13 protein-coding genes and 1 tRNA gene are annotated in these 16,041 nt (G+C 44.3%); 6 read left to right on the forward strand and 8 right to left on the reverse strand.

Features of this window, described 5'->3' with window-relative positions:
• Positions 1-84 precede the first annotated feature (84 nt).
• The 4 genes from rpoD to TOLA_RS13605 all read left to right on the forward strand — a co-directional run bounded on the left by rpoD (position 85) and on the right by TOLA_RS13605 (position 3,839).
• On the forward strand, positions 85-1,938 hold the full coding sequence (gene rpoD, locus TOLA_RS13590) for an RNA polymerase sigma factor RpoD (RefSeq protein ID WP_015879714.1): 1,854 nt from the start codon (positions 85-87) through the stop codon (positions 1,936-1,938).
• A 91-nt stretch (positions 1,939-2,029) separates the two neighbouring features.
• Positions 2,030-2,105, forward strand: a tRNA-Ile gene (locus TOLA_RS13595).
• Positions 2,106-2,535: 430 nt separating this feature from the next.
• A complete protein-coding gene (locus tag TOLA_RS13600; protein ID WP_015879715.1) occupies positions 2,536-3,171 on the forward strand; it encodes a hypothetical protein in 636 nt (211 codons plus the stop codon).
• 230 nt (positions 3,172-3,401) lie between these two features.
• On the forward strand, positions 3,402-3,839 hold the full coding sequence (locus TOLA_RS13605; RefSeq protein ID WP_015879716.1) for a hypothetical protein: 438 nt from the start codon (positions 3,402-3,404) through the stop codon (positions 3,837-3,839).
• Between the two features lie 139 nt (positions 3,840-3,978).
• Here the strand turns inward: TOLA_RS13605 and TOLA_RS13610 are convergent, their stop codons facing one another.
• The 8 genes from TOLA_RS13610 to TOLA_RS13640 all read right to left on the reverse strand — a co-directional run bounded on the left by TOLA_RS13610 (position 3,979) and on the right by TOLA_RS13640 (position 12,623).
• Complete coding sequence (locus TOLA_RS13610) at positions 3,979-4,500, reverse strand: hypothetical protein (protein WP_015879718.1); 522 nt, start codon at positions 4,498-4,500, stop codon at positions 3,979-3,981.
• A gap of 521 nt (positions 4,501-5,021) precedes the next feature.
• Complete coding sequence (locus TOLA_RS13615) at positions 5,022-5,390, reverse strand: Rap1a/Tai family immunity protein (RefSeq protein ID WP_015879719.1); 369 nt, start codon at positions 5,388-5,390, stop codon at positions 5,022-5,024.
• A 744-nt stretch (positions 5,391-6,134) separates the two neighbouring features.
• A complete protein-coding gene (locus TOLA_RS16715; RefSeq protein ID WP_148210454.1) occupies positions 6,135-6,539 on the reverse strand; it encodes a hypothetical protein in 405 nt (134 codons plus the stop codon).
• A 588-nt stretch (positions 6,540-7,127) separates the two neighbouring features.
• Positions 7,128-9,869 carry a DUF927 domain-containing protein gene (locus TOLA_RS13620; protein ID WP_015879720.1) on the reverse strand — a complete coding sequence of 914 codons (2,742 nt, stop codon included), beginning with the start codon at positions 9,867-9,869 and terminating at the stop codon, positions 7,128-7,130.
• Entirely contained in the window at positions 9,866-10,579 is a 714-nt protein-coding gene (locus TOLA_RS13625; RefSeq protein WP_015879721.1) for an antA/AntB antirepressor family protein, read from the reverse strand. Before TOLA_RS13625 ends, TOLA_RS13620 begins: the two co-directional genes overlap by 4 nt.
• Before the next feature lie 9 nt (positions 10,580-10,588).
• Complete coding sequence (locus TOLA_RS13630; protein ID WP_015879722.1) at positions 10,589-10,765, reverse strand: helix-turn-helix transcriptional regulator; 177 nt, start codon at positions 10,763-10,765, stop codon at positions 10,589-10,591.
• A gap of 111 nt (positions 10,766-10,876) precedes the next feature.
• Positions 10,877-11,155 carry a hypothetical protein gene (locus tag TOLA_RS13635; RefSeq protein WP_148210455.1) on the reverse strand — a complete coding sequence of 93 codons (279 nt, stop codon included), beginning with the start codon at positions 11,153-11,155 and terminating at the stop codon, positions 10,877-10,879.
• 166 nt (positions 11,156-11,321) lie between these two features.
• Entirely contained in the window at positions 11,322-12,623 is a 1,302-nt protein-coding gene (locus tag TOLA_RS13640) for a tyrosine-type recombinase/integrase (RefSeq protein ID WP_015879724.1), read from the reverse strand.
• A 724-nt stretch (positions 12,624-13,347) separates the two neighbouring features.
• Between TOLA_RS13640 and istA the strand changes: the two genes are divergently transcribed.
• Complete coding sequence (gene istA / locus TOLA_RS13645; RefSeq protein WP_015879725.1) at positions 13,348-14,889, forward strand: IS21 family transposase; 1,542 nt, start codon at positions 13,348-13,350, stop codon at positions 14,887-14,889.
• An 11-nt stretch (positions 14,890-14,900) separates the two neighbouring features.
• Positions 14,901-15,656, forward strand: coding sequence for an IS21-like element helper ATPase IstB (gene istB / locus TOLA_RS13650; RefSeq protein WP_015879726.1), 756 nt, complete (start codon positions 14,901-14,903; stop codon positions 15,654-15,656).
• Positions 15,657-16,041: the final 385 nt, after the last annotated feature.

The raw sequence follows: 16,041 nt of genomic DNA on the forward strand, positions 1-16,041 counted from the left end.
ACGTGCAAAACGGCCGTCGTTTCTTTATAATCGGCGGATTTTATGCCACCGAGCGATAAATCAGCCTTAGGAAGTACCAACCGGATGAGTTCTATGGAGCAAACCCCTCAGTCGCAACTAAAACTCCTCGTTGCCAAAGGTAAAGAGCAGGGTTATCTGACTTATGCTGAAGTAAACGATCATCTGCCACAAGATATCGTTGATTCAGATCAGATAGAAGACATTATTCAGATGATCAATGACATGGGTATCCAGGTCGTTGAAAACGTACCTGATGCCGATGATCTGTTGCTGACCGAAAACAATGCCGCCGACGACGATGCAGCCGAAGCTGCAGCACAAGTGCTGGCATCCGTTGAGTCTGAAATTGGTCGTACTACTGACCCAGTGCGTATGTATATGCGTGAAATGGGTACGGTTGAGCTATTGACTCGTGAAGGCGAAATTGACATCGCTAAACGAATTGAAGACGGTATCAATCAGGTACAAAGTTCCGTAGCCGAATATCCGGAAGCGATCACTTACCTGCTGGATCAATTCGATCGCTTCGAAGCAGGTCATATTCGCTTGGGCGATATCATTTCCGGCTTCGTCAGTGAAGATGATGATTTACCGCCGACTGCAACCAACATCGGTTCTGCCCTGGACGAGGAAACTCTGAAAGCAGATGATACCGATGATGAAGATGAAGATGAAGACGGCGATGATGATGCGGAAGAAGATACTGGTCCGGATCCTGAAGTCGCTCGTGAGAAATTTTCAGCACTTCGTACTCAGTATGAAATAACACGTGATGCTATCAAAGCAAATGGCCGTGACAGCGATCTGGCTAAAGTCCAGATCCTTGAATTAGCCAACGTATTCAAAGAATTCCGTCTGGTGCCGAAGCAGTTTGACCGTCTGGTTAACAGCATGCGTGAAATGATGGAGCGTGTTCGTGTTCAGGAGCGCTTGATCCTGCGCTACTGTGTTGAATATGCAAAAATGCCGAAGAAAAACTTCGTTACCGCGTTTACTAACAATGAATCCAGCAACGGCTGGTTCGAATTTGCCAAAAGCAGCGGTAAGCCTTGGTCAACTGCACTGGCCAATATGGATGAAGACGTTCAGCGTTCAATCCAGAAATTACAACAGGTTGAACAGGAAACCGGACTGTCGATTGCACAGATCAAAGATATCAACCGTCGTATGAGTATCGGTGAAGCAAAAGCCCGCCGTGCGAAGAAAGAAATGGTTGAAGCAAACTTACGTCTGGTTATTTCTATCGCAAAGAAATACACCAACCGTGGTCTGCAATTCCTGGATCTGATCCAGGAAGGTAACATCGGTCTGATGAAAGCGGTCGATAAGTTTGAATATCGCCGTGGCTACAAGTTCTCGACCTATGCAACCTGGTGGATCCGTCAGGCAATCACCCGCTCTATCGCAGATCAGGCCCGCACTATCCGTATTCCGGTACACATGATCGAAACGATCAACAAGCTGAACCGTATCTCCCGTCAGATGCTGCAGGAAATGGGTCGTGAACCTAATCCTGAAGAACTGGCAGAGCGTATGGGTATGCCTGAAGACAAGATCCGTAAAGTGCTGAAAATCGCTAAAGAACCAATCTCCATGGAAACCCCTATCGGTGACGATGAAGATTCGCATTTGGGTGATTTCATTGAGGACACCACACTGGCTCTGCCGGCAGATGCTGCAACCTCAGAAAGCCTGAAAGCCGCAACCCGCGATGTTCTCTCTGGTCTGACTGCACGTGAAGCGAAAGTACTGCGTATGCGCTTTGGTATCGATATGAACACTGACCATACTTTGGAAGAAGTAGGTAAGCAATTCGATGTTACCCGTGAGCGTATCCGTCAGATCGAAGCTAAAGCGCTGCGTAAGCTGCGTCATCCAAGTCGTTCTGAAGTACTGCGCAGTTTCCTGGACGAATAGTATATATCACACAGGTTGACGCTTTTATGAGCGTCTAACCTGTTGATAACTAGACACTCAGTGCATCAATTCGTATAATGCCACCCATTACGGCCCCTTAGCTCAGTGGTTAGAGCAGGCGACTCATAATCGCTTGGTCCCCCGTTCAAACCGGGGAGGGGCCACCAGATATATCAAGGACTTACAGCGTTTTGTTGTAAGTCTTTTTTGTTTTTCTGGCTAAGTAAGTCAAGTATTAAGTCAAGTAAGAGTTTGATCGGAGAGCATTAGGTAAAATCCAGCTCAGTAAAAAACGATCTAATTAACAACACTTGCTGCTCGAATCGCACAAACTTGACCACCCCACGTTGAAGAGATAGCTTCGTAATTTTACCCCGCCGCTCACGTTTCGTAATTACGCGATAACAACACGGTAATCCAACCAGTTGACTGGCATATCCACCTAATTAGTACTATCAATACCGTAATAGATAACGTCTACTACTCCTGAATTACCATTGTTCTATCTCTCATAATGCCACGAAGATGACCATGATCATTGCTCAGGCATGTCCATTTGCTACTCTTTGTTAAGAATGACTAATCAAGGATGAACGCATGGAACCATTGAATGATTATGCAGGTGACAACACAAATAGAGCCAACAAGAGAAAGAGAAGACGATCAGCCTTCCTAGAAATGACTAATGAAAATGTTGAACCAGTACCAGTAAATGTTCAAAACACAATTCCTTCGGTTCCGGTAAATGAAAAGGCGAAGAAACTAGAAGCTGATTGGGCTGAGTATAAAATAAAAAAAGAAGAGACTAAGCAAAAAAACACTGATCGTGTTGTTCTTGTGCTGATCTGTGTTGCCGGACTTATTTTGGCTTATATATTTGGCGGAGATCAGATACAAGCATCAATGGGCAACATAATGTCTTGGGGCTTCATACTGCTTATTGTGGCTGGGCTACTCCATGTCATCTTTGTTGATATACCTGAAAAACTGAATGAGACAAAGAACAAAGTAAAAAAATATAAAAAATCACTAGATAACACCATTGAAGCAGAACAGAAAATAGACGAAATAGCACATATGATGGCATTAGAAGAAGTGGCAGAAAGAAAACTAGATCCGTATTGCATGGCACAAGCAATAAAGGGAGCATACGGAGATGACAAAATGGCCGTGTCTATTTACATGAAAATCAGAGTAAAAGACTTAAAGGAGAAAATACGTAACTCCAATTAATATAATCCGAATCATGCGGTACCAATCTGTCTGCAAATAATGATCTTGAGAGTTTCTTTCTGTCTTCAACAAGGGGGGGGAAACAGAATTGAAAATATCCATGTGACTTTATGAGTCACAATAATATTAGGTCTCTACAGCTTTTTGTACCTTAAATATGACGACAGTCAAAGATGATTGATATTTGTTTGATACTCTGATCGAGTTAATAATTGTAAGGATGCAATTTAATGAAACGGATCTTAAGTGCCATATTACTTACATGTTTGTTGTCATCAAATGCTTTATCAGGACCATTCTCAGATGACTTATCAAGATGCCTTCTTAAAAAGACAAATGACACGGATAAGGTGCTACTAATGCAATGGATTTTCGTTGCAATATCTAAGCATCCTGATGTAAACAATTTTACTTCTATCAGCAAAAAAGAAAGCAACCTTGTTAGCAAAAACACAGCGTTATTAATACAAGATCTCGTCGTTAATCGATGCCATGATGAAGCAAAACAAGCATTAAAATATGAAGGTGATAAAGCCTGGGGGGATAGTTTCAAGCTTTTTGGTGAGGTAGCAATGTCAGGATTAATGAAAAATTCAAAAGTTGAGGCATATATGAATGAAATGGACAATTACTTTGATAAAAATAAATTATCAACGCTTGGCAACTAACTCCATCAAATAGATCCGAGAATTCTAATGGCGAACGTGAAAGATCGGGATCTGCATCAACTGTCTGAGATACAACCGTTAATGCGTAATCAGGATACAAAAAGGCTGCCGAACGACAGCCTAATTATTGGATTTTCTATTACTGTTTGTTTTTAACACTTCCGAACGCTTTGGCGATAACCCACTCTCCTTTGTCTGTATCAGATACAGGCAGTATGTGAAATGTAACATACGTTTTTGAATATGGTGGAAGGTTGACGTTTACGCTGTAATTCTTTATGTCAGTTGATGAACCAACACCAATAACAACACGGTTGATATATGTGTTTTCGTTCCCGTTATATAACTCCGCAGAAAACTCATCATTTTTATCTGAATACGCTGATTTTTTTGCAGAACCAAACCCCGTAAGGCCACTTATATCATTCGGTAAAAGCTGAATCGCATTTTGAGAGAACTTATTCAAACATGAGTCAATAACTACTTTGGCCAGTGCCTTGTCATTCATGTTAGGAACTGACTGTATAACGCATTCATCATATGTTTGTGGAACTACTGATAAATAGTAAGTGTATGAAGCTACAGATACTGCTGAAAATACAGCGATAGAAGCTATTATACTTTTTGTATATAATTTATAAACGTTATCACAATCACTCATACTCTTTCCTTAAAGTTTTATTTTTCTCTCTATGAAGACCGCTACGATCCTACAGTTACCATGTATATGCAGGATTGAACAGTTTTAATAACTTGAATGTCCCCGGTAAAAAATGATTAGCGGGGGCACTTCTACGAAATACTAGATGCAGACTTAAGTAACCACTAATTCAGCCAGTCTATGTCAGCTCCTGGCACTTTTATAGTGCGAATAAAACTGCGAATTGTTTGTATTCCATTCTGCGAAATTCGCAGTTTTACTCAGTCAGAAAATTTATCTGATGTTCCTATATCAACTGGCTAACACATAAAATCCAGAGGTAAAAAAACCACCGAAGCAGCCTTATATTTGTAGAAAAGGTTTATAAAATTAATCCTCCCGAGCAAGTTTCAGATGAACGGCCGCCACAACGAGAACCGTCTGCTGCACGAGCGCAATCATGCTGGCAGTTTCCTGAGTAACCTGTAGTGCTAATGCAAATAGAAAGTAAAGTCATGAACAGTAAAACCAGTTTTTCATTATCAACTCCCTTTTTTGCTTTTACGCTGACCTCGACCCTCTTGGAATGCTTCATGTATAGCATCGGATATAATGGATGGGGCTGGTTTGTTCCACTCTTCTGGATGCTCCGTAAGATATTTTTTGACAATAAAACACATTTGTCCAACCGTCACGTTAGCTGGAACCATTAAATCAATGCCATATGAATCAATCGTTCCAACCACATACCCCATAAAGTAATCTGCGGCAAAAGACTCCTTGTTATTTGTATAATCTGTGGCGCCTTCATATAGATCCGCTCCAGTCCTAAACGCAGCAGACACTTGATTGCTAGATGAAAGAAATAAAATTGCTATTAATATCCGAGAAATAAACCTGAATCCATTCATTTTAAACACCAGTAATTAGAGATCTATACCATCTGCTTAACCGCCCCAATACTCCAGCAGTTTCCATTGTTCTGCATAGTTTGGCATGCCAGATTAAACGGCTTAAGCAATTTCACAGGTCCGTCCTGTATATACTTTTTATCGTGGTTCTACTTGATACCTCAAGCATCAAGACAATAATCTTTCCGTTTGACTGATCAGGATCAATATTGAATACGTTAGCTAGGCTCACGGCACAAGTAATGCCAAGATGGATGTTGGTTTTACCCCGATTTGATGGACACCTAGTTAAGCGTAAATATTCCCGCACTTCAGATGACGAGCCCTTGCCAAGATCAGGCAGATAAAGCTACGTTCGCAAAATCACAGCATTCACTCTGAGCAATTCTAGTGTGCTGGAACAGTCAACATCTATCTTCGAACGGCAGTATTCACCATGCTGAACCGGACTGTTATTGCCTCTAGGTGCGCCAGCAATTTAACCTTGCCGCCCACGTTTCGTTTTTAAGCAGTATCCAGTTCTGTAGTGATTACTCAGCCATTGACAGAGTTAGTACATCAATAGTAATTCAGGCTATACCTATGAAACGCTGACAAAATATCACCAAAATATATGCGAGCGTTCGGTTAATTGAGTGAATAAGTCGACGTAGTTTTGTGAAATATTGGCTCATAAATTAGTGTCACATAGACGACAGATACAAGAAAGGCCACGGAACAGCACCCTCGGGGTGTATTTTTCATTTATCTTGATATGCAAACACCGTCCACGTATCCTGCTTCTTTTAAGCATCGTCCGCCAACACCACAATCAGTGTTAAAGCTACATGTATCACCGGCTGACCCACTTAGATCCAGCGGGTTATAAGCAGGATTGCTATCGTTTGAGTTACCCGGGCTGATTCCGCCAGCACAATATCCATATAGCTGCCCTGATCCCTTTAAACATTTGCTACCAGGTGAGCAGTCAACATCAAACGCACAAGCAAATGAAACAGAAGGGAAGAACATTGCGGCAATTAATAGCCACTTCATGACATCCATGTTTATCTCCATTATTGAATAGACAGTATTGAACGGTTTAAGAAATTTAAACTGGCCACCCTGTATGCGCTCTTTTATCGTAGTTTCACTTGATTCTTCAAGCATGCGATAGCAATCTTTCTATTTTGCTGATCAGAATCAATCTTGAATGAATTAGCTAAGATTGAGACACAAACAATGCCGAGATAGCTGTCTTTACAAAGGTATATACCACTACAGGGGTAAATACCCGCCATCGTTGCGGGTATAATGGCTGTACCTGTTTGGGTTTGGTGCGGTTATGGTTCAATCAACCATTAGCCAACCATAGATTGCTATTTGTGCGGTCATATTTATTGTTTCAGAAACTATATATATAGAAAAGTGGCTGTCACACCCGTCTCACTTGTCTCATTGATTTTTTATTTATACAAATCAAAGCATTAAACTCAACATTTTGAGACAAGTTAGCCTGTTTTTGCCTGTCTCAGTCTGTCTGATTTCTGTCTCACGCTCTGATAGCTCACTTTTTTATATCACATGCTCTGTCACGGCCGTCTCACTTCTGTCACAGGTTTAACTTATAAAAACATGATTTATTTATATATTTTATAACTGAGACAAGTGTGACAACTGAGACAGGATTTTTTATTTCACACGTAAAAGATTGCAGAGAAAGAAATGCCCGGATATTCACCGGGCGATGAGAGATAGCTAAACACCTCCCTCTTGGTCGGTATCATCAGGCGCAAACAACAAGGTATAACACCGGATCTGTCTCCCATCTATCCGAGGTGTTCGTTTGGTAAAGCCTGCATCCTTGCCATTGTCTCGTTTCAACATACCGCAATCTGCCATGATTTGTGCCACCATCTTTGGGTTGAAACCTTTCGATACTTCCTTTTCGAAGACATGAGGAAAGGTGAAAAACGTCCATTCCTCCGCTTTAGGATCTTCCTGTTTGCGATACCCTGCAGCATCACGGATTTGAGGGGCAGTATAGTCATATGGGAGTACCATATAACGGCTGAACGCATTGCTATTCAGGAATGCGATCACCTGATCAATGATGGTCTTCCGTTCTCGGTTCTCCATGCCAAACAGCTCGACCCATTCATTAAAACATCGCTGCACAGCCTTTTTGCTTTCGTCAGGCATCCACCCAGTCAAATGAGAACCACATACCAATGCGGCTTCCAGAATGGCAAAACGGGACGCTACTCGGCGAACTTGATCACTGGCTTTCTCCGGCAATCTTGCCTGCCATGCGGTAATGGCTGTTTTAATTGCGTGGATCACATCGTCTTTGTGGACGGCCAGATAATTGACCCATTCACGCCCCACTGCGCCATAGCAACGTTTTGCAGCCTGTTGTACAGCATCAGCATGGGCCCGACTGTCAGCCAGTCCGTGAATATTGGTAATAGCCTGGATAGGAACGTTCAGCAGGCGCACCAGATGCCCCGCATGTACCTTTTCACCAGCTTCATGCAAAAAGGTTTCTAAGTCCTTTTCACCGGTACTTAGCGCCAATACACGCCAACGCATCGCCTCCCTGTTACCACCATCTTTAGCGCCTTGTATCTTCCCGACCCCGTTGAATAACGCATAGGCCGAAGTGGCCACATCTTTGGGTTTGGTACTTTGCCCGATCTCATCCAGCGACATCAGTCCGTCATTATGTGCTGCTGCCTCATTAGCCAAACCCAGCGCGGTGGAGTACCAACTCAGTTTCAGTTCTTCAGGATGACCCCAGACACTGTTAGCCACCATACCAATAGTTGTTTTTCCTGTGCCGGAATTACCGAACAGATGAACCCCAAAGCTATCTGCCTCTACCAAGTCCAACACTGGTGCTGCCAGCGAACAAGCCACACCCAGCATCATGCAAACATTATCCCGAGCCAGTGCGCCTACCTGTTCCTGCCATTGCGCCACAGTGCCACTGACACGATAAGCATTGGCACTGGCAGATCGTCCATTGAAGAACACCGGATCAACTGGGTTTCCAACTACCTCAGCATTGGGTAGAACATAAGCGCCATGTTGCCAGCCACTACGGGAAACCACTCGACAGAATTGATCTGACCCGGCTAACTGCATATGGTTGCCTAGGTGAGCGCGTAGCATTCGGGATGTTGTGACAGAGAGGCCACCACGGCGCATACGGGCCCAGCCCTCACGCTCCCCGACAATCTCCAAAGGAAAAGCATCCGTGCGTTCTGTACCAGTGCCATTTTCTTTCCAGCGGATCATGCGAAAGTGGGCCCCATCCTCATCCCTGCCCCGACCAATTAGCTCAATGGCAGTACACAGCCAGTTCTGGGTTTCGTGAATTTCACCAGTGTCTCTATCCATCTTAGGCACGACATAAACCAGATCACTTCCCTTAGCCTCAATACGTGGCTTTAAATCATCAATTGGTGATTTGGCGGGGCGGGTTTTGTCTGCCAGTGAAACAACATTGCTTTGTTTGCGGCTCATCAGAATAGCCTCTCTGGTTTTATCTATGCCGTGGTGCTGGTGGTAGTCGTTCCAGTCACCGGATACCGGTGGTAATGCCACAATCCCACCAACCGCATCAGCAGCAGATTTAGCTTTGATTAGTCCGATGTTTTCCTGGTGATCTGCATCATTGTCAGCAGCCAGTATGATTTCAGCGCTTGGGTGTTGGTCTCTCACCGTCTCAGCCACCGCCCGAAGGTTCCCGACATCAATGGCACAGTAAACAGTGAACCCGGTAGCCAGGTGAACCGATAGCCCGGTGGCGTAACCTTCACAGATAGCCAACACCTCAGAGCCAGGTATGCAATGGAATGAACCAGCTTTACGGCCACCAGCCAGCAGATATTTATGTCCGGAATTATCAATGGTCTGGCAGGTAGTCAGCTCTCTGGCTGCGTTATACAGCGGAATAACTGAAACCCCCTGTTTCAATTCCACGTTACCGGCCATCACCGGACTTTGCAGAATCAGCACCTCACACTCAGCCAAGCCTTTACCGACCATATAGGGGTGTCCTTTGGCTGGCTGGCATTGGTTCAGGATATTTTGAGCCAGATCTGTGGCGGCCTTGTGCCTGGCATGTTCCCGTTGTCGTTCCTGTTCGGCCTGACGTTGTGATCTGGCTTTATTGGCGCGGATAGTATCGACATCTAACCCTGCTGTTAGTCCTAATGCCTGCGCAACCAGCAACGAAGCTGACTTGTTATCTTTGCTTGTTGCTTTGCACACCAGATCAAGACCATCTCCAGCCTGTTTACCTTCACACTTGCGGCAAATCCAAGTACCACGGCCTTCAATGTCGTCGAAATGAAAGCGGTCCTTGCCACCACAAATAGGGCAAGGACCATGTTTGCCCCTTGCTGGAACATTGATGCCAAGAGTGGGGAAGATACCTCCCCACTGACCCTGTGCAGCCCTGGCAATATCACTGATTTTTAATATTTCAGTCATGATACCATTTCCAAAAGATGACGATTAAGTAGCTCTGTTAACTTCTCTTTGCGCTGCTGATAGCTCATATCAAGCTCTATCAACGCGACATTGGTGCGTTCCAGATAAGCCAAGTTCACAAGCTGGGCAGCAGTGAGATATTTCCTCAATTCGCCAGTTAACCCTTTGGATGTCATCCATTTTTTCGCTGTTGTGCCAAGCAATACCCCATACAACATATTGGCTTCATTGGTGTAATGAGTAGCCTTGGTGTATTTCCCCTGACGTGCTCTTGATAGGTTTAATGCCGCTGCCATGATCTTCTGATAATCACGAGTTTCAATTCTGGCTTTGCGCCAGCCATTTACCGAGATCTGGTGCTGTTCTGGAGCGATAGCAATCAAACATTTTTCACAATCAATAAAATATCGTCGGGCAATACGCCCCTGCTCGTTGTTTTCCACCATTGATAGCTCTTTAGCCATATCAATCGACAACGTATATTCTTGGCGGCGACGATCGCCGCCTCGTTGTTTTTGATTCCCCGGTTTTGGGGAATCAAACTTGATATAGTCAATATTTTCAACGAAACCGTATTGTTCAACCCGGTCTTTTACCCATGTGGAAAAATCACGGCCAACTTCAAGAAAAGTATGTAACTCACGCGCATCGACAGCATGAATTTGATTACCAGCCATCTCTGCTAGTTGCAGATTGATTAACTCTTTCATACTACCTCCCTACGCTGCCAACGAATCAGATAGCCATTTCTGGTAGGACGCCTCAGTCCAGCCAATAGCACGACCATTTACACGCACAGGCTGTGGAAATTTCCCGTTTTTGCACCAAGTCCACAAAGTTTTGTAATCGCGGTTTACTAACTTTTCCATTTTTGGAATAGAGATGATTTGTTCCATAGAATGCATTTCCTCTTTGTGAGGCAAAAATTCGATTAAAGAAATTTGAAGAATAAAAATCGACGCATAGAGCTCATCGAGGCACTACGCGAAAGAGTGTTCTGACGGAAATTAAGGAAAGTATATAAACGGCGTGATGCGGGCAAACTTGGTTGGTTTGCAAACCCAGATGGCAGGAAGAATGAAAAGTGAAACAGCCAGACGGAATAGAGATTCCAGATATCTCTTAATTCTGACTATAGTCAGAATAAGCAACAGCTGAGCAATGCGTTTTTGTTTAGCCTTTTCTTCAAGGGAGATAGGTAACGAGTCTGCATCTATTTTTTCAAGCTGTTCGAAGCAAAAATCTAAATAAGATTTAGACCAAATCATTCTTGGGTCATCAATCAATTTTAGATCCATACATAACATAATAGATATATTACCTTCCAGACCAGAATAAAAAGGTTAATTGCAATTTAATTAAACACGTTTAGGTTATCAGAGATGAATTAAGATATGCAATAACAGCTCCAAACAACCGTTCACTTTTCATACAGTTTTACAAAAAACTAGCTCAGCCATTAACAAACTTAATTACATTTACTCCGGTATCAGTGCTATTAAGCCTGGCTTCCCATGCCTCAAGAGCTCTGCGCTTCTCCGGTAGGTAACTATAACGGTCATAATGACGTGAACTCACATCATTCTGCGCATGATTCTGAGTACGATCCCGCAGTTCTTTTGTGATACCAAGCTCACCCATAAGAGTTTTACAAGTTCTGCGAACATCACGAGCAACAAACACAGAAAAATCAGGATGTGATTTTCTGAAATAGATAATAGCTTGGGCGAAAGAGTCCGTTCTAAAATGCTTTTCCGGATCTTTCTGAGGAAATATATACCGGCTACCATTAGTATTTTTCTCATGCAGCTCTTTGAGAATAGCTAATGCACTATCAGTCAATGGTATGAGATGTTCCCGTTTGTTTTTAGAAATCGAGTCTATAACTAATAAAGTTCGTTGTTCCCAATCAACAGAAGACCACTCACTGGCAGCTAACTCATAAGGACGTTGTCCACCGGTGTAAAAGCAAAACTTTAATAGCTGAGCAGGTAAGCTACCGACCTTTGGCACATCTTCAAAAATAGCCATCAATTTTTGAACACATTCAAGACTCAACCAGTTCTGCCCAGCTTTCTCTGCATAGCCTTGTCGTGGGATGACTGAAACAGGATTCATAGTTAACCCAAACAAAACTGATTCACGGTTATTGGCAGGATCCAGATCTGCACCAAGCCCATATTGAAACGCAGCATGGAGATATGAACGCACCCGGTTAGACTGAACAATAGCCCCACGCTGAATCATGTTAGTCAGGATCTGCTTAATATCTAACGATGTGACCTCTTTGGCTTTTTTTGTTGGAGGAATGACGGGATAAACATCTTTTTCTAATCGCCGTAATACATCCGCGTAAGTCCTTTTACCGTCCGTTTTCATTTTCCAGATATAGGTCTCAATCAACTGTTTGATTGAGCCTTTTTCAGCTTCAGCTTTTTCTTGTGCCTCACGCACTCGGCTCATGCGCTCAAGCTCATTTTTGGGATCAAGCCCTGCCTTTAACAATCCGGCAAATTCCCTGGTCTTCTGTCCAGCTTCATCAAGACTCATAGCTGGAAATAACCCTAACTGTATGAACCGGGTCTTACCATCGACAAAATAACGATAAATAAAAACCTTCTCACCAGATGTATTAACTCGAACACCTAAACGTCCCTGCCCTCGCTTCCCTGTAACATCCCACTCGTAATACTGGGTTTCCTTTGGCTTAAGACCTTTAATTTTGTTAAACGTCAAACCCGTTGCTTTTGCCATGGTGCAATCCTCAAGCAATTAATCATTACTTGACTTAAGAACAGTTCAAGTCAAGCATCAAGTCAAGTAATATTGAGACTTAATGTAATATAATGATAGCACTCGAGAACACATCATCAACATAACTTAATGATTTGTATGTGCATTTACATCAATTGAGATATATAAAGATATATAGAGATAATTCAATAACAGGACTCATAATCGCTTGGTCCCCCGTTCAAACCGGGGAGGGGCCACCAGATATATCAAGGACTTACATCAAATTGTTGTAAGTCCTTTTTGTTTATACATCTGCCTGTAATCTCGTATCCTCAATATTTATTTTTATCACCCACACAGAACACTACTGTAATCACCACTATGCTGAATATCTATATTTTCCATAGCGGGCGGGATCTGCAAATTACACTTTATTTGCAAAATTGTTTCCCCGGCAATGAATGCTTAGCGATTAAAACCATCCATCAAATAAACGTTCATCACTTTCTGATACAACTTGTGCATATTCCGGCGCATCGTGAACAGCCATTCCGGCTGAATGTGAACACCTATTCTGTTTCAACGTGAACACCCATTCCGGTTTTATCGTGAACACTTTTAGCCGCTTTGCCGGAATCAGTGTTCATCATGCCAGAATCACTGTTCACATTACCCAGAATTCTTTTCAACGCATTGATTTTCTTAATCTTGATAACCTTTCCCTTTTTCTCCGGGAGAGGCTATGTCTGCCAAGAGGATTGCAATGCGTAAAATCCGTGAAATTCTGCGACTCAGGCTTGAGGCTGGCTTATCTGTCCGGCAAATAAATGCCAGCGCCAAAGTCAGTGTTGGCGCTATTCAGAAGCTGCTGAAAAAAGCTGATGAACTGTCGTTAAACTGGCCGCTGCCTGCTGAACTGGATGACAGTCAGCTTGCTGCGCTGTTTTATCCGCAAGCCGATACCACCGTGTCATCCCGTTATCAGGTGCCTGACTGGGCTTCAGTGCATCAAGAGCTCAAACGCAAAGGCGTTACCAAACTGCTGCTGTGGGAGGAATATACTCAACGCTTTCCCAATCGTTGCTTCTGTTATTCCCAGTTTTGCGACCGTTATGCGCAGTGGGGTAAAAAACAAAAACGCTCCATGCGTCAGCACCACCGTGCCGGGGAAAAATGCTTTGTCGATTACTGTGGACCAACGGTGCCGGTAGTTTCACCGACGACCGGTGAGATCCGTCAGGTCCAGATCTTTGTGGCCGTACTGGGCGCATCCAATTACACCTATGCGGAGGCGACGTTCACGCAGTCACTGCCTGACTGGTTGCAAAGTCATGTTCGGACCTTTGAGTTCTTTGGCGGTACACCGGAGCTGGTGATCCCAGATAATCTGAAAAGTGGTGTCAGTAGCGCTTGTCGTTACGATCCGGAACTCAACCCGAGCTATCAGCAACTGGCGGAGCATTATCAGATCGCCGTCATGCCAGCTCGGCCCTATAAACCCAAAGACAAAGCGAAAGCCGAAGTCGGTGTGCAGATCGTTGAGCGTTGGATCTTAGCCCGTCTTCGGCATTACACCTTCTTCTCGCTGGCAGAGGTGAATCAGTGTATCCGTACCTTATTAATGGAGCTGAATAATAAACCCTTCAAGCAGTTACCGGGGAACCGCTGTCAGGCGTTTGAATACCTCGACCGCCCGGCACTCAAGCCCTTGCCGCTGCATCCCTATCACTATGTCGCCATCAAACGGGTCAAAGTGAATATCGATTACCATGTTCAATTTGAACAGCATCATTACTCTGTCCCTCATCAGCTTGTCGGTGAAACACTCGAATTACATGCCTCAGATGGATTGATCCGGGTGTACTTCCGGCAGCAGTTAGTCGCCTCACATCCCAGAAAACGCGTACCCGGCACCACCACAGAGACCGGTCATATGCCGCTGAAACACAGTCATCAGCAGCAATGGACACCGGGCCGGTTAAAACAGTGGGCGCAGGATATGGGTCCGGATGTCTTACGCTGGGTGACTGCCCGGTTAGCGGAAAAAGCGCATCCAGAACAGGCTTATCGTCTTTGCCTGGGATTACTCAACCTGAGCCGGACTTATCTGCCCATTCGCCTGAATAACAGTTGCCGCCTTGCCAACCAGGAAGGGTTAACTCGTCTGAAACAGATCAAATCGATATTAGAAAGCCGCCGGGATGAACTGGCTGTGCACGCCATCGTGACGCTGGAACTCCCGCAGGATCATGAAAATATCCGGGGCCCACAGAGCTTCCATTAAGAGGAATGAACATGAGCATACCCACACTTAACCGCTTACGGGAACTGAAACTGGGCGGCATGGCGCAGGCATTACAACAGCAACAGGAACAACCGGGACCGTATGCAGAACTGTCATTTACCGAACGGCTGGCCATGCTGGTTGAACAGGAACATCTGTATCGGGAGCAAAAGAAACAATCGCGGTTACTGCAACAAGCGCACCTGAAACTCAATGTGACGTTGCAGGATATCGACTATCAGCATCCGAGGAATGTCGAACGCAGTCAGATCGCCCAACTGGCGCAGAGCGAATGGATCAACCGGGGTCAGAATCTGTTGATCACCGGATCCTGTGGTAGTGGTAAAACCTATCTGGCTTGTGCGTTCGGCCATAACGCCTGTCTGCATGGCTATAGTGTGCATTATTACCGGCTATCCCGGCTGTTGCAGGCGCTGACACAAGCTAAAGCCGATGGAAGTTACCACAAACTGTTAAGACAGCTAGCCCGAACCCGGTTACTCGTGCTTGATGACTGGGGGCTGGAGCCATTGACCCAGGCGTATCGCAATGACCTGCTGGAAATCATGGATGATCGGCACGGACAGAGTTCCACAATCGTCATCAGCCAGTTACCGACAGAACAATGGTACGGGAGTATCGGTGATAACACGCTAGCCGATGCCATCCTTGACCGGTTAATGCACAACGCCCACCGGTTACAACTTAAAGGAGAATCGATGAGAAAAAGACAGGATAAGTTGACGCAAGATGAACAGTCAGGCTAAAACATAATGGACGTGATGCGTTGAGAAAAGAGGTGTTCACGTTGGGCCAGAATCACTGTTCAACTTCGCCGGAATACGCAACTTGGTGTGCCATACGTTTTGTTCAGTTTATTCGGCACACAGCGGTTGTGAATTATTATTGGGTAATATTGCAGCGTAAGTTCAATATTGAGTCGATAAGGCCTTTTTGATGCGATATCCAACAGTCGCCCCACAGAATGATTGAATTCAATCATGGCGCGGCTGACATACAGAGTGATACAAACTGCGCTGATAGATGCTATTCAGGGGCTGAAATAGAATGGATTACATTAATAATTAAGTATTAATTTCTACTAAAAAATAAAAACACAAAAACCCAGCGTAAGCGGGGTTTTTGTGTTCT

Source organism: Tolumonas auensis DSM 9187 (assembly GCF_000023065.1).
GTDB classification, from domain to species: Bacteria; Pseudomonadota; Gammaproteobacteria; order Enterobacterales; family Aeromonadaceae; genus Tolumonas; species Tolumonas auensis.